Origin of the sequence: Bradyrhizobium sp. LTSP849 (assembly GCF_000938255.1) — a bacterium.
In the GTDB taxonomy this organism is placed as follows: domain Bacteria; phylum Pseudomonadota; class Alphaproteobacteria; order Rhizobiales; family Xanthobacteraceae; genus Bradyrhizobium.
On sequence record NZ_JYMR01000056.1, the window covers coordinates 132,534 to 158,413 of the forward strand.

Annotated in this window: 22 protein-coding genes; 18 read left to right on the forward strand and 4 right to left on the reverse strand. The window is 61.9% G+C overall.

Annotated features, from left to right (window positions below):
* Nucleotides 1-168 precede the first annotated feature (168 nt).
* The 4 genes from UB31_RS37790 to UB31_RS37805 all read left to right on the forward strand — a co-directional run bounded on the left by UB31_RS37790 (nucleotide 169) and on the right by UB31_RS37805 (nucleotide 4,560).
* Nucleotides 169-1,155 (forward strand): LysR substrate-binding domain-containing protein, encoded by a 987-nt coding sequence (locus UB31_RS37790; RefSeq protein WP_197090911.1) that lies wholly within the window; start codon nucleotides 169-171, stop codon nucleotides 1,153-1,155.
* 97 nt (nucleotides 1,156-1,252) lie between these two features.
* The gene (locus UB31_RS37795) at nucleotides 1,253-1,924 is read left to right on the forward strand and encodes a 4-carboxy-4-hydroxy-2-oxoadipate aldolase/oxaloacetate decarboxylase (RefSeq protein WP_045006819.1); all 672 of its coding nucleotides are present in this window, start codon (nucleotides 1,253-1,255) and stop codon (nucleotides 1,922-1,924) included.
* A 39-nt stretch (nucleotides 1,925-1,963) separates the two neighbouring features.
* Nucleotides 1,964-2,947: a peptidyl-alpha-hydroxyglycine alpha-amidating lyase family protein gene (locus tag UB31_RS37800; protein ID WP_045014468.1), complete on the forward strand. Its 984-nt coding sequence runs from the start codon at nucleotides 1,964-1,966 to the stop codon at nucleotides 2,945-2,947.
* A 707-nt stretch (nucleotides 2,948-3,654) separates the two neighbouring features.
* Entirely contained in the window at nucleotides 3,655-4,560 is a 906-nt protein-coding gene (locus UB31_RS37805) for an alpha/beta hydrolase family protein (protein WP_349509940.1), read from the forward strand.
* 42 nt (nucleotides 4,561-4,602) lie between these two features.
* Here the strand turns inward: UB31_RS37805 and UB31_RS37810 are convergent, their stop codons facing one another.
* Nucleotides 4,603-5,082 (reverse strand): MarR family winged helix-turn-helix transcriptional regulator, encoded by a 480-nt coding sequence (locus UB31_RS37810; RefSeq protein WP_045006816.1) that lies wholly within the window; start codon nucleotides 5,080-5,082, stop codon nucleotides 4,603-4,605.
* A 508-nt stretch (nucleotides 5,083-5,590) separates the two neighbouring features.
* Here UB31_RS37810 and UB31_RS37815 point away from each other — a divergent pair.
* Nucleotides 5,591-7,174, forward strand: a complete 1,584-nt coding sequence (locus UB31_RS37815) for a porin (protein WP_045006815.1) — start codon at nucleotides 5,591-5,593, stop codon at nucleotides 7,172-7,174.
* Between the two features lie 94 nt (nucleotides 7,175-7,268).
* Here UB31_RS37815 and UB31_RS37820 read toward each other — a convergent pair whose 3' ends face one another.
* Nucleotides 7,269-8,528: a LysR family transcriptional regulator gene (locus UB31_RS37820; protein ID WP_082078786.1), complete on the reverse strand. Its 1,260-nt coding sequence runs from the start codon at nucleotides 8,526-8,528 to the stop codon at nucleotides 7,269-7,271.
* Between the two features lie 186 nt (nucleotides 8,529-8,714).
* On the opposite strand from UB31_RS37820, the gene UB31_RS37825 reads away from it, so the two are divergent.
* The 12 genes from UB31_RS37825 to UB31_RS40025 all read left to right on the forward strand — a co-directional run bounded on the left by UB31_RS37825 (nucleotide 8,715) and on the right by UB31_RS40025 (nucleotide 21,081).
* Nucleotides 8,715-9,917 carry an aminotransferase class I/II-fold pyridoxal phosphate-dependent enzyme gene (locus UB31_RS37825; protein WP_045014469.1) on the forward strand — a complete coding sequence of 401 codons (1,203 nt, stop codon included), beginning with the start codon at nucleotides 8,715-8,717 and terminating at the stop codon, nucleotides 9,915-9,917.
* A gap of 13 nt (nucleotides 9,918-9,930) precedes the next feature.
* Complete coding sequence (locus tag UB31_RS37830) at nucleotides 9,931-10,404, forward strand: acetyl-CoA carboxylase biotin carboxyl carrier protein (RefSeq protein ID WP_050044940.1); 474 nt, start codon at nucleotides 9,931-9,933, stop codon at nucleotides 10,402-10,404.
* Nucleotides 10,401-11,102 (forward strand): 5-oxoprolinase subunit B family protein, encoded by a 702-nt coding sequence (locus tag UB31_RS37835; protein ID WP_045014470.1) that lies wholly within the window; start codon nucleotides 10,401-10,403, stop codon nucleotides 11,100-11,102. The genes UB31_RS37830 and UB31_RS37835 overlap by 4 nt, the downstream gene beginning before the upstream one ends.
* Nucleotides 11,099-12,094: a 5-oxoprolinase subunit C family protein gene (locus tag UB31_RS37840; protein ID WP_045014471.1), complete on the forward strand. Its 996-nt coding sequence runs from the start codon at nucleotides 11,099-11,101 to the stop codon at nucleotides 12,092-12,094. Before UB31_RS37835 ends, UB31_RS37840 begins: the two co-directional genes overlap by 4 nt.
* Nucleotides 12,091-12,510, forward strand: coding sequence for an acetyl-CoA carboxylase biotin carboxyl carrier protein (locus UB31_RS37845; protein ID WP_045014472.1), 420 nt, complete (start codon nucleotides 12,091-12,093; stop codon nucleotides 12,508-12,510). Before UB31_RS37840 ends, UB31_RS37845 begins: the two co-directional genes overlap by 4 nt.
* A gap of 19 nt (nucleotides 12,511-12,529) precedes the next feature.
* The gene (locus UB31_RS37850) at nucleotides 12,530-13,297 is read left to right on the forward strand and encodes a LamB/YcsF family protein (RefSeq protein WP_045014473.1); all 768 of its coding nucleotides are present in this window, start codon (nucleotides 12,530-12,532) and stop codon (nucleotides 13,295-13,297) included.
* A 17-nt stretch (nucleotides 13,298-13,314) separates the two neighbouring features.
* A complete protein-coding gene (gene accC / locus UB31_RS37855) occupies nucleotides 13,315-14,697 on the forward strand; it encodes an acetyl-CoA carboxylase biotin carboxylase subunit (RefSeq protein WP_045014474.1) in 1,383 nt (460 codons plus the stop codon).
* 26 nt (nucleotides 14,698-14,723) lie between these two features.
* Nucleotides 14,724-15,629, forward strand: a complete 906-nt coding sequence (locus tag UB31_RS37860; protein ID WP_045014728.1) for an ABC transporter permease — start codon at nucleotides 14,724-14,726, stop codon at nucleotides 15,627-15,629.
* Nucleotides 15,626-16,432 carry an ABC transporter permease gene (locus UB31_RS37865; RefSeq protein WP_045014475.1) on the forward strand — a complete coding sequence of 269 codons (807 nt, stop codon included), beginning with the start codon at nucleotides 15,626-15,628 and terminating at the stop codon, nucleotides 16,430-16,432. The genes UB31_RS37860 and UB31_RS37865 overlap by 4 nt, the downstream gene beginning before the upstream one ends.
* A 102-nt stretch (nucleotides 16,433-16,534) precedes the next feature.
* Nucleotides 16,535-17,530 carry an extracellular solute-binding protein gene (locus tag UB31_RS37870; protein WP_197090913.1) on the forward strand — a complete coding sequence of 332 codons (996 nt, stop codon included), beginning with the start codon at nucleotides 16,535-16,537 and terminating at the stop codon, nucleotides 17,528-17,530.
* Nucleotides 17,531-17,548: 18 nt separating this feature from the next.
* Nucleotides 17,549-18,634, forward strand: coding sequence for an ABC transporter ATP-binding protein (locus UB31_RS37875; protein WP_050044942.1), 1,086 nt, complete (start codon nucleotides 17,549-17,551; stop codon nucleotides 18,632-18,634).
* A gap of 47 nt (nucleotides 18,635-18,681) precedes the next feature.
* Nucleotides 18,682-21,081: an MFS transporter gene (locus tag UB31_RS40025; RefSeq protein WP_050044943.1), complete on the forward strand. Its 2,400-nt coding sequence runs from the start codon at nucleotides 18,682-18,684 to the stop codon at nucleotides 21,079-21,081.
* 71 nt (nucleotides 21,082-21,152) lie between these two features.
* Here UB31_RS40025 and UB31_RS37885 read toward each other — a convergent pair whose 3' ends face one another.
* Both UB31_RS37885 and UB31_RS37890 read right to left on the reverse strand, forming a co-directional pair.
* Complete coding sequence (locus tag UB31_RS37885) at nucleotides 21,153-22,292, reverse strand: MFS transporter (RefSeq protein ID WP_045014478.1); 1,140 nt, start codon at nucleotides 22,290-22,292, stop codon at nucleotides 21,153-21,155.
* A 291-nt stretch (nucleotides 22,293-22,583) separates the two neighbouring features.
* Nucleotides 22,584-22,952, reverse strand: coding sequence for a hypothetical protein (locus UB31_RS37890; protein ID WP_045014730.1), 369 nt, complete (start codon nucleotides 22,950-22,952; stop codon nucleotides 22,584-22,586).
* Nucleotides 22,953-23,202: 250 nt separating this feature from the next.
* On the opposite strand from UB31_RS37890, the gene bamA reads away from it, so the two are divergent.
* On the forward strand, nucleotides 23,203-25,716 hold the full coding sequence (bamA, locus tag UB31_RS37895; RefSeq protein ID WP_045014479.1) for an outer membrane protein assembly factor BamA: 2,514 nt from the start codon (nucleotides 23,203-23,205) through the stop codon (nucleotides 25,714-25,716).
* Nucleotides 25,717-25,880: the final 164 nt, after the last annotated feature.

Genomic DNA, 25,880 nt, shown 5'->3' on the forward strand with positions numbered 1-25,880 from the left:
CTACCGTCCAGCCCTCGATGGCGTCGGCTGCGATGCGAGCGACGGACGTGTTCAGAGCTACCTATAGGCCCTGCGGGTTCCAGATGGTAAGAACATTTCCTTCTGATCCCATAGCTTCAGCCTATTGCTGCTGCATTGCTCCCTGTCTGGATATCCGGAGGCGCCGTATTGGATACGAAACGTTTGGAGGCATTCACGAAGGTCGTGGATCTCGGCAGCATGACGAGCGCGGCAAAGGTGCTGAACGTCGCGCAGCCGGCCTTGAGCCAGCACATTGCGAGCCTGGAAGCGGACTTCAAGTGCAAGCTGCTCGATCGCAGCGCCCGCGGGGTCAAGCCCACCGAGGCCGGACGGATCCTCTATCGCTACGCCAAGTCCATCCAGCGGCAGATCGAGGAAGCCCGGCGCACCATTCTGGACAACAAGCCGGAGCTGACCGGCAACGTCACGATCGGCCTGGCGCCGCTCAGCTCGGCGGCATTGCTCGCGACTCCGCTGCTGATGCAGGTGCGTGAACGCTATCCCGGCATCGTGCCACACATCTACGACAGCTCGGGGATCATGCTCAGCGAAATGATGCTGAAGGGGAGCATGGATATGGCCGTCCTGTACGGCGATCGTCCGGTGACGGGTCTCGATTACAAGCCGCTGATGCGCGAGTATTTTTATCTTGTGGCGCCCCGCAGCATGTACCCGGAGCAGATGCCTCCGGAGGAGGTTTCGGCGGAGGAGGTCGCTCAATTCGACCTTCTGCTTCCATATCGGGAATCCTTCCTCCGACAGACGGTCGAGCGGGTCTGCGCCGAGGTGGGACTCCGCCCGCGCATCGTCGCCGAGATCCACTCCCAATCGACCCTGTCTTCGGCGATTGCAGCCGGCGTGGGGGCGGCCGTGCTGCCCATCTCCATCGCAAAGGCATTGCCGAACCTGGATGAGCTCTGCATTCGGCGGATCAATGCGCCGTCGGCCTCGCAGCAAATGTCGCTATGCATTTCGGATAACGTTGCCCTGTCCGATGCCGCATTCGCCGTCTACAAGATATTGCTCGAGATCATCGTCAAGAACTGGGGGCAGTTCGATTGCCCCCCGGGCTCGGCTGCCATCGCTGCGGGTGGCGCAACATCGCCTCTGGACGGTCCGAAGGACGAGCCATAACGAAACGCGATGCGGCAATCCTAAAATCTGAAATTCTCCGATGTGAGACGGTCGACTATCTCAGGTGAAGCTTAGATTGCGGACCCTCGGAGGGACCATGGTTCACGTTGTCAGAACATTCGATCGGCCTGCCAAAGATCTCGTCGAGCGTATCAAGCAGTTTCCTCCGTCCACCCTGCACGAAGCGCAGGGGCGATCGGGCGCACTGACCTCCCGCATCAAGCCGATCTATTCCGGCATGCGCGCCTGCGGGCCCGCGCTGACGGTCAGCTGCCATCCGGGCGACAACATGATGCTCATCACCGCGATCTCGCTGGCCAAGCCGGGTGACGTGCTCGTTGTGAGTGCGGGTGATCATCCCGAGCAGGGCGGGTTCGGCGAGGTGCTGTCGACGGCCTGCGTCGCCAAGGGCATCGTCGGTCTGGTCACGGATGCCGGCGTTCGCGACGGCCCAGCGGTGCGCGACACCGGCTTCAATGTCTTCTCCTACGGCCTCTGCATGAAGGGCACCGTCAAGGAGACGCTTGGCACCATCAATCAGCCGATCGTCATCGGCGGCATTGCGGTTCGTCCTGGCGATATTGTGAGTGCCGACGACGACGGCGTGGTGATTGTGCCGAAGGAGAACATTGCCGACGTTTGCGTCAAGTCGGCCGCGCGCGAGGAGAAGGAAGCCAGCGTGATGAAGGCGCTCAAAGCTGGCGGCGACATTCTCGAGCTCTCTGGCATCGGCAAGGTGCTGGAGTCCAAGGGCTGCACCTTCGCCTGAGCGGTCACGCGCCGCGACCGCGCAACGATAGGAGATCAGGTGGCAGCCATTCTCGGCTCGGGGAATCATCGCTACCGCGTCGTCGACAATTGGGTGAAGCTGCCGGACGGCTGGCAGCTCACCGACGTCGCCTCCGTCGCGGTCGACAGCAAGGACCGCATTTACGCCTTCAATCGCGGCGCTCATCCGATGGTGGTGTTCGACCGCGAGGGCAATTTCCTGCGGAGCTGGGGCGAGGGACTGTTCTCCCGCGCGCATGGCCTCCATATCGACGCCGACGATCATCTCTATTGCACCGACGATGGCGACCACACCGTGCGCAAATGCACGACCGATGGCAAAGTACTGCTGACGATCGGCATCCCCGGGAAGCCCTCGCCGTTCATGAACGGTGATCCCTTCCACCGCTGCACCCACACCGCGCTGTCGCCAAACGGCGAGATCTACGTCTCCGACGGCTATGGCAACGCCCGCGTCCACAAGTTCACGCCCGACGGCAAGCTGATCAAGAGTTGGGGCGGCCCTGGCACTGATCCCGGCCAGTTCAACATCGTGCACAACATCGCTACCGACGCCGACGGCTTCGTCTACGTCGCCGACCGCGAGAACCATCGCGTGCAGGTGTTCGATGGCAATGGCAGATACGAGACGCAGTGGAACAACCTGCACCGGCCGTGCGCGCTGTGTTGTTGCGGCGGCAAGAGCCCCACCTTCGTCATCGGTGAGCTCGGTCCCGCCATGGCCGTCAACCGCAAGGTGCCCAATCTCGGTCCGCGGCTGTCGATCGTGGACGCCAAGGGCAAGCGTATCGCGCGGCTCGGCGGTGAAGACGGTCCGGGGATAGCAAGCGGAAAATTTCTAGCGCCGCATGGCATCGCGCTGGATTCCAGGGGCGACCTCTATATCGGCGAGGTCGGTGTCACCGATTGGAAGACGAATTTTCCGGACGAGGATATGCCGGCCGTGGTCCGCGCGACACGTTGCTTGCAGAAACTGGAGCGCATCGCGGACCCTTCTCCCTAGAGTCGTATTTTGGTCTCGCTGGTCAGGATGCGGCTCCCGCTCCTTCGCAGTACCTTCCGCGAGAAGTTCGTGGGATGGTCGCCGTCAGATTTCTCCAGCATTTGCGCTGCGCGTCGATTGGACGCAGCTCGGGCTTGTTCTTTGGGCAGCACGCTCATGAAACAATCGCTCTTGGCGAAGCAGCTGGCGCCCTAACTCGCAAGATGCAGCAGAAAGGGCACTCGATCTCGCGTCATAAAAATCCGCTATGACGGCAGACTGCAGTCGTGCCTTCCTTTGTCATCAAACGTGTTTCAATTTTTTCGTCGGCCGCGACAAACGGTGCCGAGAGCAAGGCCACCGAAGTGGCGGCATTTGCGGGTGCGTCAACTTGTAGCAGCTATGGAGCGAGCGGAAATGACGACCTACTCGAGTCGACGGGGATCTGGCATCGGAATTGCTCTGATTGGAGTGCAGACCAAGGGCACACCAGTCGAGGACGCGAATTCCGCAGCCCTGAGTAGCCGTTAACTGCGCCGCTTAGGGGGCGGGAGATGGATTGTGAATATTGGCCTCATGGCTTCTCTGACGTTGCTGGTGGAAGCTTGGCGCGCCTGCGGAAGCGTGCGTCCGCATTCTTCGAGGGCCTATCGGTCACCGACCTTGTGCGTGAGACGCAGAGGAAATCATGGATATCAGATTGGACGCGAGTAGGGGACGATTACCTATTGCTCGCCGAATCCGCGGGCGGGGCTGGTCCGGATCATGTTGTCGGCGAATCGTACCTGTGCGCGCTGACGGCCTTTGAGGTCGCAAGAAGCCTGTCGTACTCGGAAGATCCTGCAAGCATCGTTCTCGCAGACAAAATCGGCCTCAGTCTGAGCAAGCTCGAAGATTGCTTCACCAAGCCGATCGAGCGCGCGGAAATTGACTGTTTTGATCAAGGACCGCTTGAGGGGCTTTTTCTGCCGGCTGCTTGCGATGAGTCGTCCGCCCCTGCGATCATCTGCGTCGGCGACGAGGAAGTTACTCTGAGCTCGATGTTGAGTCGGTTGTTTCCGGTCGCACTTTGCCGGAGAGTGTCGCTCCTGCTCATCGATGGTCGCAATGCATCGGCTTTTCGCTCGTCCAAGCCCGAGCATGCTCTTGGTTGCTGGTTGGACTATTTGGACGGCCGCCCGGATGTCGATTCAAGTCGGATCGCTGTTTATGGCGAAGGGGCGGGCGCCAGCCACGCGTCTCGCCTCGCCTCTTCCGATCGCAGGATCGCCGCGGCCGTGTGCGACGGGGGCCTTTGGGCGTCGCACCGACGTCAAGCGTCGGTTCGCTGGATAGCCGGCGTCTCGCATGGGGCCGACAGGAGCCCGATACGCCCCTTGCGGATATCCCGCACAATACCTTGTCCAATTCTCATGGTGGTCGGAAGTCGCTCGATGGTCCGTGAGGAGGACGCACTCGAACTGCAAGCCGGCTACCGGCAATCCGGAGCTCATTGCTCGATTGTCGTCCCGAACGCGATCCAGAATCCTCTGGGAGAGGTCGAGAATTTTATTGCCGTGGATGATTTCGTTTTCGACTGGTTCGATGACAAGCTCGGATCTGCCCGTCAGCTCGATCCTCTAACTTATCTCTAGCTGAGTGAGAGGCGTTGCCCGGCCAATCGGGCTCGGCTCAAGCTACGAGACGTCTAGCGCCAATAATCGTGCAGCCAATCGGGCGTTCTTGGCGATCGTTGCAAGGACGGCGTTGAGGTCAGCCAAGGTTTTCTCGTCGAGATCGTTGAACATGGTCGAGTTCAAGGCGAGCTTTCTCTTGGACAGTTTTTCGATCTCCACCGTCGCCTTCGTCGTGAGCGACATCAGGACGAAGCGCGCGTCGTCAGCGCCCGGTCGCCGCGATAGAAAGCCGTTCTTTTCGAGGTTCTTGGTCTGGTTGGTCACAAAGGCGGGGTGAACGCGCAACTTGTGCGCAATGTCAGTTCCGGCAACGCCTCGCCCCTCGTCCAGTTCGGTGATCGCCATCAGGATCAACCATTGTGGCTCGGTAATGCCCAGCAGTCCGGCCCAGCTGGTGTGGATGTCCTCCATCTGAGAGTGGATTTCGACCACGTTCCAGATGAAGTCGGTAATTGCTCTGTCGAGTTTCTTCTCGATCATGTTGCCCCCTGTTTGGTTTATGACGAGTCTTTTAATGGGATATTGGGGAGGCGTCTCGAATATCGGGCACCGACGATAGTGGTAGACACCGAACGGTGGAAATCGTCCGAGGATTTATTGCTTGCAAAAAACAATTGATTAAATTACGCCTTATCGCACTCAATCTTGCTGCTCTTGACCTTGTCGATGGACAGCGATGTGAGACCTCCAAGAAGCCCTCGGGATGCCCCCTGAGGGCTTTTTTCGTCTGAATTCGTGCTGATTTTGGCCCTCGGGCCGTGAGCTGTTGCTCTCAAGTCACATCGCCTCCGGAACTTACGATTCACTAAATCAATAAATTGAGGCCATTGTTTTTATAAACTATATGTGAAGCCACGACGGAGGGGGGGCACCTCGCTGTCGTTTCAGTCCGGACCTCGAGTGCGGACCTGAATTGAACGGAAATTGAGAGGGTAAAGCGGCGTCCACCGAGGATGCGAGCCCCCTGAACCGACCTGGAGGTTTACTAATGAAGTTGACGAAGACACTCTTTCTCGGCTCGGCTGCCGGCCTGATGGCCGTCTCCGGGGCGTTCGCAGCCGATCTTCCCGTGAAGGCCAAGGCGGTCGAATACGTGAAGATCTGCTCGCTGTACGGCGCCGGATTCTACTACATCCCGGGCACCGACACCTGCATCAAGCTGGGTGGTTACCTGCGTGCCGACGCAAATCTGGGCACCAATTCGGACTTCAACCCGAACCAGGGCGGTACTGCCGGTGCTCGCAACCGTCTGATGAACTACTACACCTTCCGCGCTCGTGAAGACCTCAACATCGACACCCGCACCGCGACCGAGTACGGCGTGGTCCGCACCTTCTTCGACGGCGTGTTCTCCTGGACGACCGGCAACTATACCCCCACCGGTTCGGGAACGGGCGGAACCCAGTACAGCGGTACGCTCGGTCTCAACGCTGCGGGCACCGGCCTCGTCGGTTCGAACGGTTCGGGCTCGGTTAACGGCACCGACGGCAACACCTCGGCCGGTTCGCTCGGCGTGTACTACGCCTTCATCCAGTTCGCTGGCTTCACAATGGGTAAGGCCGTGTCGCAGTTCGACGCGCCCTGGACCAACTATCCCGGCAACATCACCGACAACCTCGTTGGCGGCAGCGGCACCGTCACCGGTGTCGTCCAGTTCACCTACACCGCTGACTTCGGCCAGGGCGTGACGGCGTCGTTCTCGGCTGAAGATGCGACCCAGTACTATCAGGCCGGCAACCTCAACATGACCGGCGCGACCGCGGGCGGCATGATCGGCGGCTCGTACGGCACCAACGCTATCGGCGGCTCGCGTTCGCCGAACCTCGTCGGTACGGTGCGTGTCGACCAGGCCTGGGGCCTCTTCCAGGCGTCGGTGGCTGCGCATGACAACCACGTCGGCTACTACGGTGCGACCGAGACCACCGGCCACCCCGACGACAAGTGGGGTTGGGCGGTTCAGCTCGCTCTCTCGATCAAGAACATCCCGACCGGCGCGGGTGATACGATCAACATCCAGGGCGTCTACACCGACGGTGCGACCCGCTACAACTTCCAGAATCTGTCGGGCAGCTCCTACGCGCTGTACGGTAATTCGGGCGCTGCTGGCACCTACGGCAGCCTCGGCTTCGCCAACGCTCCCGACACGGTGTTCGTGACCGGCAGCTCGCAGGAAACCGTCAAGACCTGGGGCTTCCGTGGCGCCTACACCCACAACTGGGATCCCTACTGGAACTCGGCGATCTACGGTGCCTACGCTCAGGCCCAGTTCGGTACGCTGGCCAAGACCACCCTCTGCGGCGCTGGCGGTGCTGGCGGCGTGTTCGGTGGCCTGGCGGGTGTGACCAGCTGTAACCCGGACTTCGCTATCGGCCAGGCGGGTATCGTCACCCGCTGGACCCCGGTCAAGAACTTGACGTTCTCGGCCGACCTCTCCTGGACCCATCTCGACCAGAAGTATGCTGGCACGGTTGGCATCAGCCCGGCCGTCACGACCGCCAAGCCGACCGCGACCTACGAGCTGAAGGACCAGGACTCGCTCGCCCTGATCCTCCGCGCTCAGCGCAACTGGTAAGATCGGTCTAACGACCTAACAGAGAGCCCCGGCGGGAAACCGCCGGGGCTTTTTTGTACATCCGGCAAGGTTGATTGCGGGACGCGAAAATGGTTCAGCCAGCGGCGATGGCCGGCTGCAATTGAGTCTCGTGGACTGTTGCGCGCAGGATCCGCACGAACTCCGTCTGGATGGCCGTTGGCTCCAGATCTCGCCGCGACAGGAGCCAGACGTCGCGATGTGAGTTCGGCACCGCCTTCGGGAGGATACAGAGGCCCGTCAGGGCGTCGTCGATCCCATGGGTACTGCGGGTGGTGAGCGCCAGGAAATTCGTCTGAAACAACAGTGAGCGGACCAGCGAGAATTCCAGCGTCGTCACGGCCGCGGTCGGCGCAGCCATGCCTTCCAGCTCGAACATCGTCGCCATCCGCGCTGCAGCGCCGGTGCCGGGTTGGGCTCCGATCCAAGGATATGATGCAAGCGTCTTACCGTCGAGGTTGGTTTCGCGGGCCAATGGATGATCCGGTCCGCAGACGACGCACAACTCGCTCGCGAACAGCTTTTCGGACCTGAACTCGCGCGGGATGTCTGGTCGCACCGTGGTGCAGAGGTAATCCAGCCGCCCGGCGCGTAAATGCTCGAGCATGTCTTCGTAATGATCCTGCTCGACCACGAAGCTTATGCCGGGAAATGCGTGAACGCATTTCTGGATGGTTGCCGGCAGCAGCACGGATGCCGAGACACGAACGCAACCAACCGCAATCGTGCCTTGCAGCTGGCCATTGAGGGCACTCATGTCGGCATTGGCGAAGCGAAGCTCTCTCAGCGCCAGGCTGAACAGGATTGCGATCTCGTGGCCGAGATCATTGAGTGAGCCGCCGTATTTCTGCCGATGCACCAGCTTGGCGCCGACGGCAGCTTCAAGGCCGCCGATCGCGCGATGGACGGACGGCACGCTCAAGCCGATGTGCTCGGCGGCGTTGCGGAAGCCGCCGGACTCGTCCATCGCGGTCAGCGCGCGGACCTGTGACACCGTCAACAGATTGAGCAAGCGTTCGAGGCGTGCGACCGACGGCCGATCCGGGTCCGGGCAGAATTTTGACAGCGCGCGCGTGAGGTAAAAGATGCATCGCCCTGCGCGTCTGACCAGAGCAGCGCCAAACTCCGTCTCGACCAATCCTGTGGCGCGTCGCTCGAACAGGTGCACGCCATAGTGTTCTTCGAGCGCACGAAGTCCAAGCGTCACAGCAGGTTGGCTCAGTCGCAGACGCTGTGCGGCCTTGCGCAGGCTCAACCCTTCCGAAACGAGCGTCAATAGGCGCACGTGCCTAAGATTAGGCAGGGGATGATCCTCTTTTAGGCGGATGTGTCGCATCGGGGCAGGGTGTTAGCAGGAACTTATCGCATGACGGAATGAATAAATTGGCGATCCGGCGCGTGAACGATGCATCATTTCGTCATAGCGAGCCACAACGAAGTGGCCGCGACGTCAGAGGTGAGGAACGGCACGGGGGAGATCTTATCGGCGCCTTCGAAAGGCGACGAATTCCGGAGCTGTCTTATGCAACTCACTGCCGCCCGCCTGTCTCGCGTCAAAGCATCCGCCTCTGAAGCTGCATCACGAAAGGCGCGCGAGCTTATCTCGGCAGGCGTGGACCTGATCTCGCTCGCGACTGGCGAGCCCGATTTCGATACGCCTGATCATGTCATCGAAGCCGCGATCGCAGCAATGCGCGGTGGCCAGACGCGATACACCTCGTCCGACGGAACCGTCCAGCTCAAGCGCGCGATCGCGACGAAGTTCGAGCGCGACAACAATATCCAATATGCCCCCAACGAAATCCTTGCGAGCTCGGGCGCGAAGAACGTCGTGTTCCTCGCCTTGATGGCGAGTCTCGATGCCGGCGACGAAGTGATCGTGCCGGCGCCTCACTGGGTGTCTTATACCGACATGACCGTGCTGGTCGGCGGCACGCCGGTCGTCGTCAGCTGCTCGCACAACAATGGCTACAAGCTCGACGCCGAAAGCCTCGAGAAGGCGATCACGCCGCGAACGAAGTGGCTTCTCCTCAATACGCCGAACAACCCGACCGGCGCGATCTACAGCCGGGAGGAGCTCGAAGCTCTGGCCGAGGTGGTCAGGCGGCATCCGCGCCTTCACGTCATGACCGACGAGATCTATGAGCACATCATCTTCGACGGGCTCAAGTTCCACAGCTTCGCGGCCGTTGCGCCAGATCTCAAGAACAGGACGCTGACGATCAACGGCGTGTCCAAGGCCTACGCCATGACGGGCTGGAGAACCGGGTTCGCCGGTGGACCGGCCGAGCTGATCGAGTCGATGAGGCGTGTTCAGTCGCAGTCCCTGGGCAGCAGCTCCTCGATCAGCCAAGCCGCCGCAGTGGCGGCCCTGACTGGGCCACAGGAATTTCTCCTGGAGCGGTCGGCGGCGTTTCAGGCGCGTCGCGATCGCGTCATCGCGAAGCTGAACTGGGTACCCGGTCTTTCATGCAGCCGTCCCCAAGGCGCCTTCTACCTGTTCGTCGGCTGTGCGGATTTGCTGGGGCGCCGCACACCGGACGGCAAGGTGCTTGCCGCCGACACGGATGTCGCCGAGTTCCTGGTCGAGTACGCGAAAGTCATGGTCGTCAATGGCGGAGCCTATGGCCTCTCGCCTCACTTCCGGATATCCATCGCGACGTCGCTCGAGCGGCTGGAAGAGGCCTGCCGCCGTATCACGTCGGCGATTTCGGCGCTGAGGTAGCAGAGGCCACGCCATGACCGTTCCATCGATCAGCTTCATCGAAGGCGTCATCGATCTCTTCAACAGGTCGGGTGCCACGGAGTTCGAGTTCAGGGACGGCGACGTCAGCGTGAAGCTTCGCCGAGGTGCTGCTGCAGGGCCCGGGATCGTCTCGCCCGCGGCAAATGCGCCCGGATCAGTGCCATCGAGCACATCAGTCATCCCACGGCCCGCGCCGACAAGGACCGAAGAGCTCGTATCGGCGTTCATGCATGGCGTATTTCACCGTGCGTCGGCGCCGGGCGAGAAGCCGTTTGTCGAAGTCGGCTCAAGCGTCGCAAAGGACCAGCAGATCGGCATTCTCGAAGCGATGAAGGTGTTCATACCTGTCGTCTCGCCGATCGATGGGACGATTATTCGGATTGACGCCGAAAACGCGGCGGACGTTTCAGTCGGGCAGCCGCTCATGAGCGTTGCGCCCATCGGGACAACAGGAGAGCCCGCTTGAGCGGCCGGATCGCCATTCTTGCCGAGCCTCGGGTCACGCATTGCGGCGACCAGGGATTGCTGCTCGAAGCCGAAGGCGATCTGGCGCTGCCGACGCAGGAACGGATCTGGGCCCTCAACGACCGCGTTCTCGAATGGCCGGGCGTGCTGGATACGCAGCCGGGCATGAACAGCCTGCTGGTGCTGCTCGATCCCGATGAAAGCGACCTGGTCGAAAGCGCGGACAAGCTGCTTCGCGCCTGGAAGGAGTGCCGGAGTGCGACACGCCGAGGGCAGTTGCTGGAGATCGGCGTCGTCTATGGCGGGGAGGGCGGGCTCGATCTGCCTGACGTCGCCCGCTACCACGGCCTCGCTATTGAGGACGTCGTCAAGCTTCATTCGGACGCGGAGTACACGATCTTCGCGCCGGGCACCGGTCCTGGTTTCGGATATCTGTTCGGGCTCAATCGTCGTCTCTTCATTCCGCGCCGGAACGTTCCGGTGATGAGAAAAGTCGGCGGTGTGGTGTCGATGGCCGGGGCGCAAGCGATGCTGGGTGTGCCGAGGAAGCCGAGTGGTGCGGACGTCTCGCCGACCGGATGGCACGTCATCGGCCGGGCGCCCGATGCGCCGATGCCGTTCGATGTCGCGCGCGATCCGATGAGCATCGTGTCGCTGGGCGATCGCATTCGCTTTCGCGTGGAGCGGATCGAACGATGATCGAGATCCGTCAGACATCTCCGCTCAACACGGTCCAGGACCTCGGCCGGTTCGGATACCGGCGTTATGGCATCGGCACCGCCGGTGCGATGGATGGTCTGGCGCTGGCGGCTGGAAACCGTGCCCTTGGAAATGCGCAGAACGCGGCGGGCGTGGAGTTCCAGTTGTTCCCCGCGACCATCTGCTTTCAGCGCGACGCCGCCATTGCGCTGACAGGCGCTGATTGCGCTGCGACGCTTGATGACAAGGCCATCCCGCCCTGGTGGGTGCTGCCGGTGAGGGAGGGGCAGACCTTGAAACTCTCCGCGCCCATGCGCGGGGCCCGCACCTATCTCTGCGTCGCCGGAGGCATCGATGTGCCGGAGGTGCTCGGCTCGCGCAGCACGCAGATGCGGGATGCTTTTGGTGGGCTGTCGGGGAGGTATTTGAGCGCGGGCGATGTTCTTTCAGCGGGTCCGCACGCGGCGTTTCGCTTTCGTGACTCCTTCGGCTTCGGCATCGAGCCGCCGGAATCCGCGCTCACGCCCAATCTGCACGATTGGGCCGGTGAGAACGAGGTCGTCCTGCGCGTGATCCTCGCATCCGAAGCGCCACAGTTCGATGACGCTTCGCTCAAGGCATTCAAGACGGCGTCCTGGACGATCACGGCGCAGAGCAATCGCATGGGGTACCGGCTCGCGGGCCCCACTCTGAGACGACCAGACCCGACCGAGATGCGCTCGCAGGCGATCGTTCAGGGTGTGGTTCAGGTGCCACCGTCGGGGCAACCCATCGTGCAATTGGCCGATGGAAACTCTGCGGGCGGATATCCCAAGATCGCTTATATCCTCCAGTCGGATTTGTGGCGTCTGGCGCAGTCGACGCCGGGCCGCACGCTGCGCTTCTCGGTCGTGTCGCTCGACGACGCCAGCCGCGCGCGCCAACAGGTGTCGCAGTACCTGAATGAGCTCGCTCGCTTCAGCAGCCACTGCCGGATGCAGGTGGGGCGATGAGCGAGAAGCTGCACAGGATCACGGCAATTGTCGATCTGTTGCGCAGGCACGGGATCGGCGCGTTCGAGTTATCGAGCCCTGACGAGAGCATCAAGTGGACCTTCGAACCGATCGCCAGTGCAGGTGCTTGTGACGCACTGACGCCCCCTGCAATTGCTGAATCCGACCTGGTCGAGATCGTGTCGCCGGGAGTTGGCACGTTTGTTGCGAGACATCCGGCGATGTCGAGAGATCTCGCGGCAGTCGGAGAGACCAAGCGGGAAGGCGAATGTGTCGCTCTGATTCAGAGCGGCAGGATTTACCGGCCAGTCGTCGCGCCATTCGCAGGCGCGATCGTGAAGCGGCTGGCCAGTCCGGGTGACGTGGTGGATCACGCGCGCCCGTTGTTCCTTCTGAAGCGCGGCAACGCCGTCTGATGCCATGGAGTGAAACATCATGAAGATCGATCTCAATTCCGACCTGGGCGAGGGTTTTGGCCGCTGGAAGAGCGGAGACGACGAGGCCCTGATGAAGGTGATCTCGTCGGCCAATGTCGCTTGCGGATTTCACGCCGGCGATGCCGTCATCATGACGCGGATGACGGAAGCGGCCAAGGAGAACAAGGTCGCTCTCGGCGCGCACACCGGATTGCCCGACTTGCTCGGTTTCGGCCGTGTCGCAATGGATATGAATCCAAAGGACTGGCAGAAACACGCGCTGTATCAGCTTGGTGCGCTCGTGGCGATCGCAAAGGTCGGCGGCTACGAGGTGACGCATGCCGGCTCTCACGGCGCGCTCGGCGACATGTCCAAGCGCAACCCGGAATACGGCCAGATGATGCTCGACGTCTTTGCCGCCTTCGACAAGAACCTGATTGTTGCCCTTCAACCCAACAGCAGCTCGATGAAATATGCCCGCAAGATCGGTCTCAGGACCGTGGGCAAGATTTTCGCCGACCGGGCCTACGATGATGAGGGTCACCTCGTCAGCCGCAAGCTGCCAGGTGCGCTGATCAATGATCTTTCGGCGGTCGGGCAGCGCATAGACCAGTTCATGAACGACAGCACGATCACCGCGATGTCGGGCAAGCGCATCAAGATGGAAGCAGCCTGCGTGCTCGTTCACAGTGACACGGCCGGCGCGCTCGAGATTGCCAGGACAGTTCGCGCAACTGTCGAGAAGGGGGGCGGCAAGATCGTCCCCTTGACGGAATTGGCGAACTGACAGCGGAGCTCGTCGCAATGCGGTTCCAGACCGTTCTCATAGCCAACCGCGGAGAGATCGCGCTGCGCATCATCCGCGCGTGCAAGCGGTTGGGCTTGAGAACGGTCGCCATCCATTCGGAGGCGGACCGTGGCGCGAGCTATCTGGAGCTCGCCGACCGTGCGGTCTGCATCGGTCCTGCTCCCGCTGCCGCGAGTTATCTGGACATCGGCGCCATTCTGCTCGCGGCGGAGGCGACCGGCGCGGAAGCCATCCACCCCGGCTACGGCTTCCTGTCGGAGAACGGCGGCTTCGCGGAAGCGGTCGAAGCCGCGGGGTTGACCTTGATCGGCCCCAGCTCGCGATCGATCAGGCTGATGGGAGACAAGATCGCTGCAAAAGAGGCCATGCTGCGCGCCGGAATCCCATGCGTTCCCGGCAGCGTCGGCGCTTTGCCTGCGGACATGGCGGCCTGCGAAGCCATCGCCGACAAGATCGGCTACCCCGTGATCGTGAAGGCCGCGGGCGGTGGCGGCGGCCGCGGCATCAGCATCGTGAGGAGCAAGTCTGAACTGGCGCCCGCGATCACCAGCACGCGGGTCGTTGCCGCAAAAGCCTTCGGTGACGGAAATCTCTACATCGAAAAATTCCTGGAACACCCGCGGCACATCGAGATCCAGGTGCTCTGCGACGAGTTCGGCAACTGCATCTGGCTTGGCGAGCGCGACTGCTCCGTGCAGCGGCGGCATCAAAAGGTCATCGAAGAGGCGCCTGCCGTCGGCATTGATCGCGCGCTCATCGCGGAGTTGGGAGAGCGGTGCGCCGACGTTTGCCGCGAGCTCGGCTACCGCGGTGTCGGGACCTTCGAGTTTCTCTATCAGGACGGCGCCTTCGCCTTCATCGAGATGAACACCCGCGTCCAGGTCGAGCATCCCGTGACCGAAGAGATCACCGGGGTGGATATCGTCTGCGAGCAGATCAAGGTCGCGGGAGGCCTGACGCTCGGCATCCGACAGAAGGACGTCAGTTTCGCGGGCCACGCGATCGAATGCCGCATCAACGCCGAGCAGCCGTTCGAGTCCGTTCCATCCGCAGGCACGGTCACGGGCTGGGATGTGCCCTCGGGCGAAGGCATCCGCATGGACAGCCACATGCGCGCCGGCGCGATCGTGCCAAGCTATTACGACTCCCTGATTGGTAAGCTGATCGTTCGTGCCGACGACAGGGCTCAATGCATCGAACGCCTCAAGGCCGCGCTCGGCCGGCTCCGGGTCGATGGCGTCAGCACCAATAGCGAGCTGCACCAGGTGGTGCTTGAGAATGCCGACTTCGTGCGGGGCGGGATCGATATTCATTTCCTGGAGAAGCTATTGCGGAACCGCGCGCAGCAGGTCGCCGAAGTGGTGGAGCGCAGGCGATGACGCTGGCGTCGACCGCGGATCAAAGCATGGCGAACGCCAAGCCGCGTCGCGGACGCCAGGCGCTGCGGGTTTCGATCGGGATGATCCTGCTGCTTCCGGCGCTCGGCTTTCTTCTTGTTTTCCTCGTCATTCCCTCACTGTCGCTGTTGAGCGCCAGTGTTCTGACGCAATCCGGGTCCGGCGATATCGGACTGCCCGTGACCTTCGCAAACTACGACCGGCTCTTGTTCAGCTCCGCCTATCAGAAGGTCGTCCTGCGAACGATGAGCATCTCGGTATGGACATCGCTGATCTCGATCGTGCTGGCGTACCCGCTTGCTATGGTCATCGCCTATGGACGTCCGTCGCTGAGCCGGTTGACGATGGTCCTGGTCGTTGCGCCGCTCGTGGTGAGCGTCATCGTGCGATGCTACGGTTGGCAGCTGCTGCTCGGCAATAATCGCGCAGGCGTGCTGAACTGGCTGATCGCGTTAGTCTTCCGGAATCGGGCGACGATCAAGCTGATGTACACGGAATGGGCGGTGATCATCGCCTCGGTCCATGTGTTCTTGCCTTTGATCGTCCTTCCGATCGCCACGTCGCTTGCCCGCATCAACCCATCTCTCGTTGAGGCCGCCCGGATGCTCGGTGCGCCGCCCTGGCGAGCGTTCTTGCGCGTGACGCTGCCGCTCAGCGTGCCGGGACTCACGGCCGGTGTTACCATCGTGTTCGCGCTCACGGCGTCGTCGTTCGTGACGCCACAAATGCTCGGCGGCACCAATGCCTCGATGCTCGGAATATTGCTCGAGCAACAGGCCATGACGGTGTTCGACTGGCCGATGACCGGGGCCATCGCCTCCGTGATGGTCGCGATCGCGCTCTGCTCGAATGCGGCATCGACCTGGATCATCGGGCTGTTGACGCGGCGCGGCCAGCTGGGAGGCCGCAAATGACGAGCGCCAGGCTCTCCGGCGGAGGCGGCTTCGTCACCTACACCGCGGCGATGGCAATTCTGTTGTTCATCGTTGCGCCGCTCGCCGTGATCGTTGCCCTGTCGGTTTCGGAATTGAACTTCGCGACGTTCCCGCCCAAGGGCTTTACGCTTGCCTGGTACGCGAAGGTGCTGTCCGACGCTGCTTTTCGGCATTCCTTCGTCGTCAGCATCTTGATCGCCTTGGGCGCGACGACGATATCGCTGTGCCTGGGACTTCCAGCGGCCTATGCGCTTGATCGATGGAAAGTGCCGAGCGCAGGCGTGATCCGGACGCTTCTGCTGTCCCCGATGATCCTGCCGATCCTGATCACCGGCCTCGCCCTTCTCAAACTTTTCTCGCAGACCAGGATGCGCGATGCGAGCATCAATCTGCTCATCGGCCACATCCTGGTCACGCTGCCTTATGTGGTGCGTACCATCACGGTGAGCCTCGAGCTGGTCGATCGGACCCTCGAAGAAGCCGCACTGACGCTGGGCGCATCTCCGGTCCGCGCCTTCGTGAGGGTGACGGTGCCGCAGCTCGTCCCGGGTATCGCGGCGGGCTGCCTGTTCGCCTTCATGATTTCCTTCGACGACTATCCGATCTCGATGTGGCTCGGCGACGCCGAATATGTGCCGTTGCCGGTCTATCTGCATGACAGCCTTACGAGGCTGTTCGACCCGTCGATTGCAGCGACGTCGAGCTTGATGATCCTCACGGGAATTTTGGCCGTCGTCGGCCTGGAAAAGATCGTCGGACTTCGGCGTGCAATGGGTGTCTGATCAAAAGGGGTATGAGTTATGACAAATAGGATCATCCGTCCGGTTTCGCGTCGTACTCTGCTGGGCGCAGCCGCCGTCGGTATCGCGAGTCCGAATTTTTTCGTGAAGAACGCGTGGGCGGCCGGAAAGAGCCTCTTCATCGGGACCTACACCTCCATTCAGGGACAGGTCATCAAGGAAAAGGTCATCCCGAAATTCCAGGCAGATTTCGACTGCAAGGTCTTCCAGACCGAGAACGTGACGCTCGGCAACATCGCGATTCTCAGGACGCAGAAGGCGAATCCCAACTACTCCGTCATGATGATGGACGATCTCGGCATCCCGATCGCAAAGGCGGAAGGCCTCATCGACAAGCTGCCGCGCGACAAGATCCCGAACATGCAGAATGCGTTCTCGCGCTTCATCTACAATGACGACCATGGCGTTGCCTTCGCAATCTCCGAGATTTCGCCCTGGTATGTGAGCTCGCTGTCGCCGCCGATCGAAAGCTGGACCGACATGTGGAGCGACCGGTTCAAGGGCCGCTTCATGCTGATCACGCCAAAACAGTCGCAGAGCGTGCAGTTGCTCGCCTTGGCCGCCTCGCTTGCGACGGGAAAGCCGATCCTGGAAGCCCAGTACGAGCTGGACAAGGGATGGGCGAAGATGGCGGAGTTGAAGCCCAACGTTCAGACCGTCTATGACACGAGCGGTGCGGCGCTGCTGCAAGCAGCGCAGGGACAGGCGGACGCAGGCGGGCCGGATTTCTCCAAGGTCGTTCAGCCCTACATCCTCAAGGGTGCGCCCATCGTGCAGTCGCGCCCGAAGGAGGGATCGTTCGCCGGTGTGAACTGCGTAACGCTCGTCAAGGGCGCGCCGGAGCCGGATCTCGGCGCGGCCTTCATCGATCGCCTGCTGTCGCCCGAGGTCCAGAAGATTTTGGCGGAGGAAACTTACGGGGCTCCTTCGATCAAGAACGTCGACCTGAAGAAGGAAGTCGCCGCGGCGATCCCCTACGGCGAGGATCGGGTCAAGAATCTGATTCTTCTCGACTGGGAGAAGATCAATCCGCAGCGCGGCGCCATCATCGAGAAATACAACCAGACTTTTGGAGCCTGAGCCATGCGACCGCCCACAATGGATCTGGCGCTGTCCGGTTTGGTCAAGTCGTTTGGCGAGTCCACGGCGGTGGACAATGTCACGCTGCGGATCGCGGCTGGAGAGCTGGTGGCGCTGCTCGGACCGAGCGGGTGCGGGAAAACGACCACCTTGCGCATGATCGCAGGATTGGTGCAGCCCACGTCAGGCGAAGTCCTGATCGGAGGATCCCGCATCACGCATGTGCCCGTGCACAAGCGAAACATCGGGATGCTGTTCCAGAATTATGCCCTGTTCCCGCATATGACGGTCGCGCAGAACGTCGCCTTCGGATTGCAGATGCGGCGTCTGCGGCAATCCGAATTGCGAGAGAAAGTCGAGACGGCCCTGGCGATGGTGCAACTCAAGGAATATGCCGACCGGCTTCCCGCGGCGCTCTCCGGCGGCCAGCAGCAGCGGGTCGCGCTGGCAAGGGCGGTGGTGATCGAGCCGGCGCTGCTGCTGCTCGACGAGCCGATGGGAGCGCTCGACAAGAATTTGCGGGAGAACATGCAGTTCGAGGTTCGGCAGATTCAGAAGCGTCTGGGCATTACCGCTGTCCTGGTCACGCACGATCAGGAAGAGGCGATGACCATGGCCGATCGGGTCGTGGTGATGCGGGACGGACGGCTTGAACAGGTCGGGACACCCAAGGAAGTCTATGAAAGCCCCGTCAGCCGTTTCGTGGCGAGCTTCATCGGCGTTTCCAACTTCATTCAAGGGTCCGTCGTTGCCGCGGACACTACGGGCACAAAGATGAGATTGGTGTGTGGAACTGAAGCGCTCGTGTCCGAGACAGGCGTGACCGACGGCGAGCGTCTTCTCTCAATACGACCTGAATCGGTCATGCTGCGGGTTGCCACGCCCGGCGAGACACCCGGCCTGAACGAGGTCATCGCGACGGTCGAGCACGTCGTCTTCAAGGGCCAGACGACCCACGTGCACATGAGGATGCGCGACGGGGCGACGCTGCTGTCCAACCTGTCCGGAACGGTGGCATCGCGCTTGCTCCCTAGCCTCGGCGCCGGGACTGACGTGATCGCAAGCTGGTCCGCCGACCGCGCGCGGGTCGTGCTCGACTCCTGATAGCAACGGCCGAGACACGAAAGACAAGACAAGTGACGCCGGGTTGGATGAATCGCGTGGACCTCAGCGATGGGGTGCCTACGCCTCTCAGATATCTGTCAATCGCCACGATCACGCTGGCGGTGACCATGAGCAGCCTTGACAACAGCATGGTCAACGTCGCGCTGCCCGCAGTCGCGCGCGACCTGAATATCCCGCCGGCCAGTGCCATCTGGCTGGTGAGCATCTATCAGATCGCGCTCGCAGTGACGCTTCTGCCGCTGTCGAATCTCGGCGAGATTTTCGGTTATCGCCGCGTGTATCTCTGCGGATTGGCGCTCTTCACCATCTCGTCGGCTGCCGTGGCGGCGTCCAACAGTTTCCTGACCATCATGCTGGCGAGATGCATGCAGGGGCTTGGCGCGGCCGGCATTCTGAGCGTCAACATCGCGCTCATCAGGTTCGTCTATCCCAAGCATGAGCTTGGCAAGGGCATCGGCATCAACTCGTTCGTGGCAGCCTCGGCCTTTACCGCCGGCGCGCCGGTCGGATCGCTGATCATCAAATATTTTGGCTGGCACGGCCTGTTCGCGGTGAACGTACCGACCGGCATCGTCGCCATTCTGGTCGCGCTCTATTCGGTCCCGCAGACCCCGGTCTTTGCTCGGCCATTCGATCTTGGCGGCGCATTTCTCTACTCGACAGCCTTTGGCTTGTTGCTGTTCACATTCAACGGCTTCGGTCACGAACAGTCCTGGTGGCTCCTGGCCGTCCTGGTTCTCGGCACGGGGGTGTTCTGGTGGGCCTATCTGCAACGCGAGGGACAAAAGCCGACGCCGCTCCTGCCGATCGACCTGTTCAAGCGCCCCCTGTTTCGCATGGCGGTGCTGACCTCGATCTGCTCGTTCATCGCGCAGATGTCGGCGATCCTCGTCCTGCCGTTCTTCATCGAACATATCGGCTATCACGATCCGGCGGTTATTGGCCTGTTGATCACGCCGTGGCCCGCGGCGGTCATTGTTACCGCCTTGGTGGCCGGCAATCTGGTGAACCGGTTTTCGGCGGCGCAGCTCTGCACCGGAGGGCTGTTGCTCCTTGCCGCTGGCCTCGCTTCGCTGGCCATTCTGGACATCGGCGCGACACCCTTGCGCATCGCGTGCAGCATGGCAGTGTGCGGCGTTGGCTTCGGACTGTTTCAGTCACCCAACAATTGGGCGCTGATCAGCGCAGCGCCTCCGGCCAGGAGTGGTGCTGCGAGCGGCAGCCTGAATTCGGCGCGGCTGGTTGGTCAATCGCTCGGGGCGGCCATCGTCGCGATCATGCTCACGGAATTTGGGCCGAATGGCGCGCCCTCGGTCTGCCTTTTCCTCGGCGCGGCCGTTGCGGTCGTCGCGGCCTTTGTAAGCGCACTTCGGGCAGGGGCTTATTCAACCAAATCAACCGAGGCGGCCGAAGCACCAATGGTGTCGCCATGCGCCAATGACAGCAGGACAGGAGCAATGGAACCGGTGGGATTGAACGATGTGATCTTCAAGGTGGAGGCACAGGCGTTCCGCGACGCTCTGCACGGAAAGTACAGCATCCACGACATGATGTCGGATCGGCCGCCTCCGGGCGATGAAATCCTGTCCAGAGCAAAGGTCCTGGTGACGACTGGACTTGCCGGTGCGTCGGAGGACGACATCCGAATGATGCCGAACCTGTCGCTGATCTGCTGCATCGGGACCGGATATGAGAATGTCGATATTCCGGCTGCGCGTCGGCGGGGCGTGGTCGTCACGCATGGCGCCGGAACGAACGCGTCCGCGGTGGCGGACCATGCGGTCGCCATGCTGCTCGCCATCATGCGCAACCTGCACATGTTCGATACCGTCGCCAAACGGGATCTGTGGCGGGGAAATCTCGGGCCGCGTCCGATTCCGACCGGTAAGCGAGCCGGTTTGGTCGGGATGGGCGCGATCGGACAGCGGATTGCGCGACGGCTGGAGGCTTTCGACATGGAGGTGAGCTATCACGCCAGAAGTGCGAAGGCCGAGTTTCCCTGGACATTCTACCCGTCCGTCCTCCAGCTCGCGAACAACGTCGATTGCCTCATCATGGCAGCGCCGGGTGGCAGCGAGACCTATCACATCATCGACGATCAGGTTCTGTCGGCGCTGGGTCCGCACGGCTTCCTGGTGAATGTCAGCCGCGGCAGCCTGGTCGATACCTCGGCGCTGGTGACGGCGTTGAAGTCCGGCACCATTGCCGGCGCGGCGCTGGATGTCTTCGAGGAGGAGCCGTCCATTCCGTTGGCTCTGCGTGACCTCAGCAACGTGATCCTGACCCCGCATGTTGCGGCCTTCGCGCCGGAAGTCCATGCGGTCTCGACCAAGCTCCTTCTGGACAATATCGAGGGATTTCTTCGCTGTGGCGCCGTTGTGTCTCCCGTGCCGGAAATGCGCGATGCTCTCGCATTGACGAGCTAGCTAGCCCCCGAGCCAGTCTGCTGCTGGCTGCCCAGATGATTGATCGCAAAAGTCTCTCGCAGCTAGACCTGCTAGCGATGGTCTCTCGTCACGACGCGCGCCGAAACCGTGACAAGCGCCATGAGTGCGGCCAGGATCCAGAACGCCGTTGGGAGTCCTGCAACATGGGCGACAAATCCGACGCCGGCGGGACCGACGAGGATGCCGGCATAGCCCGCGGTCGTGATCGCTGCGACGGCGAGACCGACGGGCATCACAGTTTGCGTGGCCGCGTGCCGGAACAGGATCGGCACGAGGTTCGATGACCCGAGGCCGATGAACAGGAAGCCGGTCATGGCGATGGCCGCAACGGGAGCGAGCAACAAGACGATGAAGCCTCCGATTGCAATCAGGCTTCCCCAGAACAGCGCCGCGCGATCCCCGATGCGGGCAACGACGGCATCTCCGGCCAGCCGGCCGACGGTCATCGCGATCGAGAACACGATATAGCCGATTCCACCATGGGCCGCGGAGACGAGGCCCGCGCCGATGACGAGCAGCGCGCCCCAGTCGAGCATTGCGCCTTCGACGAGGAAGGTGATCGCGCAGAGCAGCGCGAGCAACAGCACGGTTCCGCGCGGCAGCACGAAGAGTGGTCCCTCCGGCGTCTGCGTCGAACGAAGCAGGCGTGGCCAGGCCGCCACCGTTGCGAGCAGCATCAGGACCGAACAGATCAAGGTGCACGCGAACGCATCCAGTTGCAGCGAGAGCAAGGCGGTCATCACGGCGGATCCGGCGAAGCCGCCGATACTGAACAGCGCGTGGAAGCCCGACATCAGCGGGCGTCTCGCGGCGCGTTCCACCTCGATCGCGTGGATGTTGATGGCGACGTCGATGGAACCGAGCGCCGCGCCGAACGCGGCAAGCGCCAGTGCCAGTGTCAGGGGCGAGCTCGCGATCGCCAAGAGCGGCAGGATGAAAGCGAGACCGAGTCCGCCCGCGATGATGATCGGCTTGCTGCCATAGCGCGCGCTCAGGACGCCAGTCAGGAACATCGCGACGACCGACCCGATGCCGAGGCTGAGCAGGAGCAATCCGAGGACGCCGTCGTCAACGGCGAGACGCGCTTTTGCGAATGGCACCAGCGGCGCCCAGCAGGCGATGCCAAAACCGGCAACCAAGAAGGCGAGCCGCGTCGCAAGACGTGTCGCGGGCCGGTCGGCAGAGAGCATGAGAATTCCGGGGAAAGGGGCGAAGAATGCTATGAACGTTGCCGCACGCGCGGTCAAGGCGTCGACAAGCCGCCTGTGATGTCGATGTTCCACTCCGCCATATAGTCGTTTTCGTGCGAAGACCAAATGCTGCGCCTTCCAGTCGCGCGCATGGCGAATACCCGCAGCCCAGGGCGTGATCTCCGCTTGCGCTCGATCTCCGTGTTCCAACCCGCCGAATGTTGCTGAATGTCAAAAGATATTGCCGGCCGTCGCGCGCCTGCAACGATCGCCAGGCTGGCCGCAAGCCGGTCACCAGGACAGCGGGAGTCTCTGCTCAAATCCGCCGAGGTCCGAGGCCGGGCTGAGGGGTTGCCGGTCGAGCGGCCGATTGTTGTTCTGGCGGGCGAACGATGTGCCGGGCGGAAAGGCGTAGTCGCTGAACTTCCGATCGCCGGGCAGGACCTCGGTCCCGCCGTCCAGCCACGACCGCTTGCTGACATAGATGCGCGTATGCGGACCGGACTGGTACGAGTGATTGGGGCCGCGTGGGCCGTAGTCATAGACTGCCCCACGTGCCGTCTGCTGCCGATCGTGCTTGCCGGTTGTGTCGGCGTTGCACGTTACGGTCGAGGCGAGGACGGCGATCAGCGCCAGTCTGGTCGTGACGATCGGGTTCATTGCGGCATTCCATGCGCGTTGGCTGATGCCGACCGCTCTCGCATCGACCTTGCGGTCTGTAAACAAGCCATGTTTTACGCGATGTTGCTGGCCGATCGCGCAAACGGGACGTACATGCCGCTTTCGGTGCATGGGCGAAGGCGGCCCGCTCAATCAAACTCAATCCCCGGAAACAGTACAGCAATCACAAAGCCACACCACGGCCACAGCCGTTTCGTTTCAGAGCAGTCAGGTGCTCTTGAGGTGTGGAATGTCGGTTTTGCGGGCCTGGCTTGTCGCGGTCGTCGTGAGTGGCGTGTCGATTGCAACTTCACTTCCCCTGGTGCTGTTGCCGCAGCCGGCGGCGGCGCAAGCCGTGGAAGCGATCGTGGTTGAAGGCAACCGCCGCGTGGAGGCCGAGACGGTTCGCTCCTATTTCACGCCCAAGGCCGGCGGGCAGCTCGATAAGGCGGCCATCGACGACGGTCTCAAGGCGCTGATCGCGACCGGGCTGTTCCAGGACGTGAAGGTCAGTCGGTCCGGCGGCCACGTTGTGGTGTCGGTGGTGGAAAACGCCGTGATCGGCCGCGTTGCCTTCGAGGGCAACAAGAAGATCAAGGACGAGCAGCTCTCGGCCGAAGTCCAGTCCAAGCCGCGCGGCACCTACTCGCGGGCGATGGTGCAGTCCGACACATTGCGGATCGCCGAGATCTATCGTCGCTCAGGCCGCTACGACGTGCGTGTCACGCCCGAGATCATCGAGCAGCCGAGCAACCGCGTCGATCTCATCTTCACGGTCGAGGAGGGAGTGAAGACCGGTGTCAAATCGATCGAGTTCATCGGCAACAGCGCCTACTCGGCCGCGCGTCTGCGCGACGTGATCAAGACGCATGAGAGCAATCTGCTCTCCTTCCTCGGCAACAATGATATTTACGATCCGGACCGGGTCGAGGCCGACCGTGACCTGATCCGCCGCTTCTATCTCAAGAACGGCTTTGCCGACGCGCAGATCGTGGCCGCGCTGACTGAATATGATCCGGACAAGAAAGGTTTCCTCGTCACATTCAAGATCGAGGAAGGCCAGCAATATCGCGTCGGCACGGTCGATTTCCGCTCCGGCATTGCCAATTTTGATGCAAACTCGATGCGCACCTTCTCGCGCGTCAATGTCGGCTCGCTCTACAATGTCGAATTGCTCGAGAAGTCGACCGAAGAGATGCAGATCGAGGCCTCGCGCCGCGGCTATTCTTTCGCTGTGATTCGACCGAGCGGTGATCGCAATTTCGAAGCGCACACCGTGTCCGTCGTGTTCAACATCGATGAAGGGCCGCGCACCTATATCGAGCGCATCAATCTCCGCGGTAACACCCGCACGCGCGATTATGTGATCCGGCGCGAGTTCGATCTCTCCGAGGGCGATGCCTACAATCGTGCACTGGTCGACCGCGCCGAACGCCGGCTGAAGAACCTGGATTACTTCAAGAGCGTCAAGATCACCACGGAGCCCGGCTCTTCCAGCGACCGCGTGATCCTGATCGTCGAGATGGAGGAGAAGTCGACCGGCGACTTCTCGATCTCGGGCGGCTACTCCACGACCGACGGTGCGCTCGCCGAAGTCTCGGTCTCCGAGCGCAACCTTCTCGGCAAGGGACTCTATGCCAAGGCGTCAGTGACCTACGGCCAATATGCCCGCGGGGTATCGCTGTCCTTCGTCGAGCCTTATTTGCTCGACTACCGGATAGCGCTCGGAGTCGACACCTACTGGCGCCAGCAATTGTCGAACAGCTACACCAGCTACGGCGTGACGACGGTGGGTTTCTCGCCGCGTCTCGGCTTCGCGCTGCGAGAAGATCTCTCGCTCCAGCTCCGCTACTCGCTCTATCAGCAGAGCATCTCGCTCGCCAGCATCTACAACAATTGTAACAACAACGCGGCCAATACCTCACTGGCCTTCAATCCGACGCCGGCCTACATCAAGAATATCCTGGGCGGGGTGGATCCGACCAATGCCACGGATTCGGGCGTTTATGGTTACGGCTGCTACGGCGACGGCGAATCGACACTGCCGGTTCGAAAGGAGCTGGCGAACGGCCCGACCTTGACGTCGGCAGTGGGCTATACGCTGAACTACAATACGCTCGACAACAACAAGAACCCGACCGACGGCCTGCTGATCGACTTCAGGCAGGATTTTGCGGGGGTCGGCGGCGACGTGACCAATCTGAAGACCGCGGTCGACACCAAGTACTACACGCCGCTGGTGTCCGAGATCGTCGGTGTCATCCACCTCCAGAGCGGCATTCTCAACAAGATCGGCGATAACGATTTACGCATGCTGGATCATTTCCAGATGGGGCCGAACCTGGTGCGTGGCTTCGCATCCAACGGCATCGGTCCGCGTGACATCACCTACGCGAGCTACGGCGCGGTCGGTGATGCACTCGGCGGCACGAAGTACTGGGGCGCGTCCATGGAGTTGCAGATGCCGTTCTGGTTCCTGCCCAAGGAAGTGGGCCTGAAGGGCGCGGTCTATGCCGATGCGGGCTCGCTCTGGGGCTATCAGGGCCCGACATCCTGGGCGGCGACAGGCGAGGTCAACACCAAGGCCTGCCCAACCTGCGGCCTTCAATATGACGACAGCAGCGTGGTGCGCTCGTCGGTCGGTGTCGGCCTGATCTGGGCCTCGCCGTTCGGACCGCTGCGCTTCGACTACGCCGTGCCGATCACCAAGGGCAAATACGACATCGTCCAGGAGTTCAGGTTCGGCGGCGGCACGTCGTTCTAACGCGACGTCGAGCGAGCTAGCCATTCGCGTCAGGCACGCCGCAGCGGATGCGCGTGCCTGCTCCTTGATTGCTCTGAATGGTGACCGGGCAGCCAGCGGTTGTGGGCGGCCTCCATCTCCGGCATCCCGGTGCGGGGGAGTCGAACTCACCAAATAAAATGCAT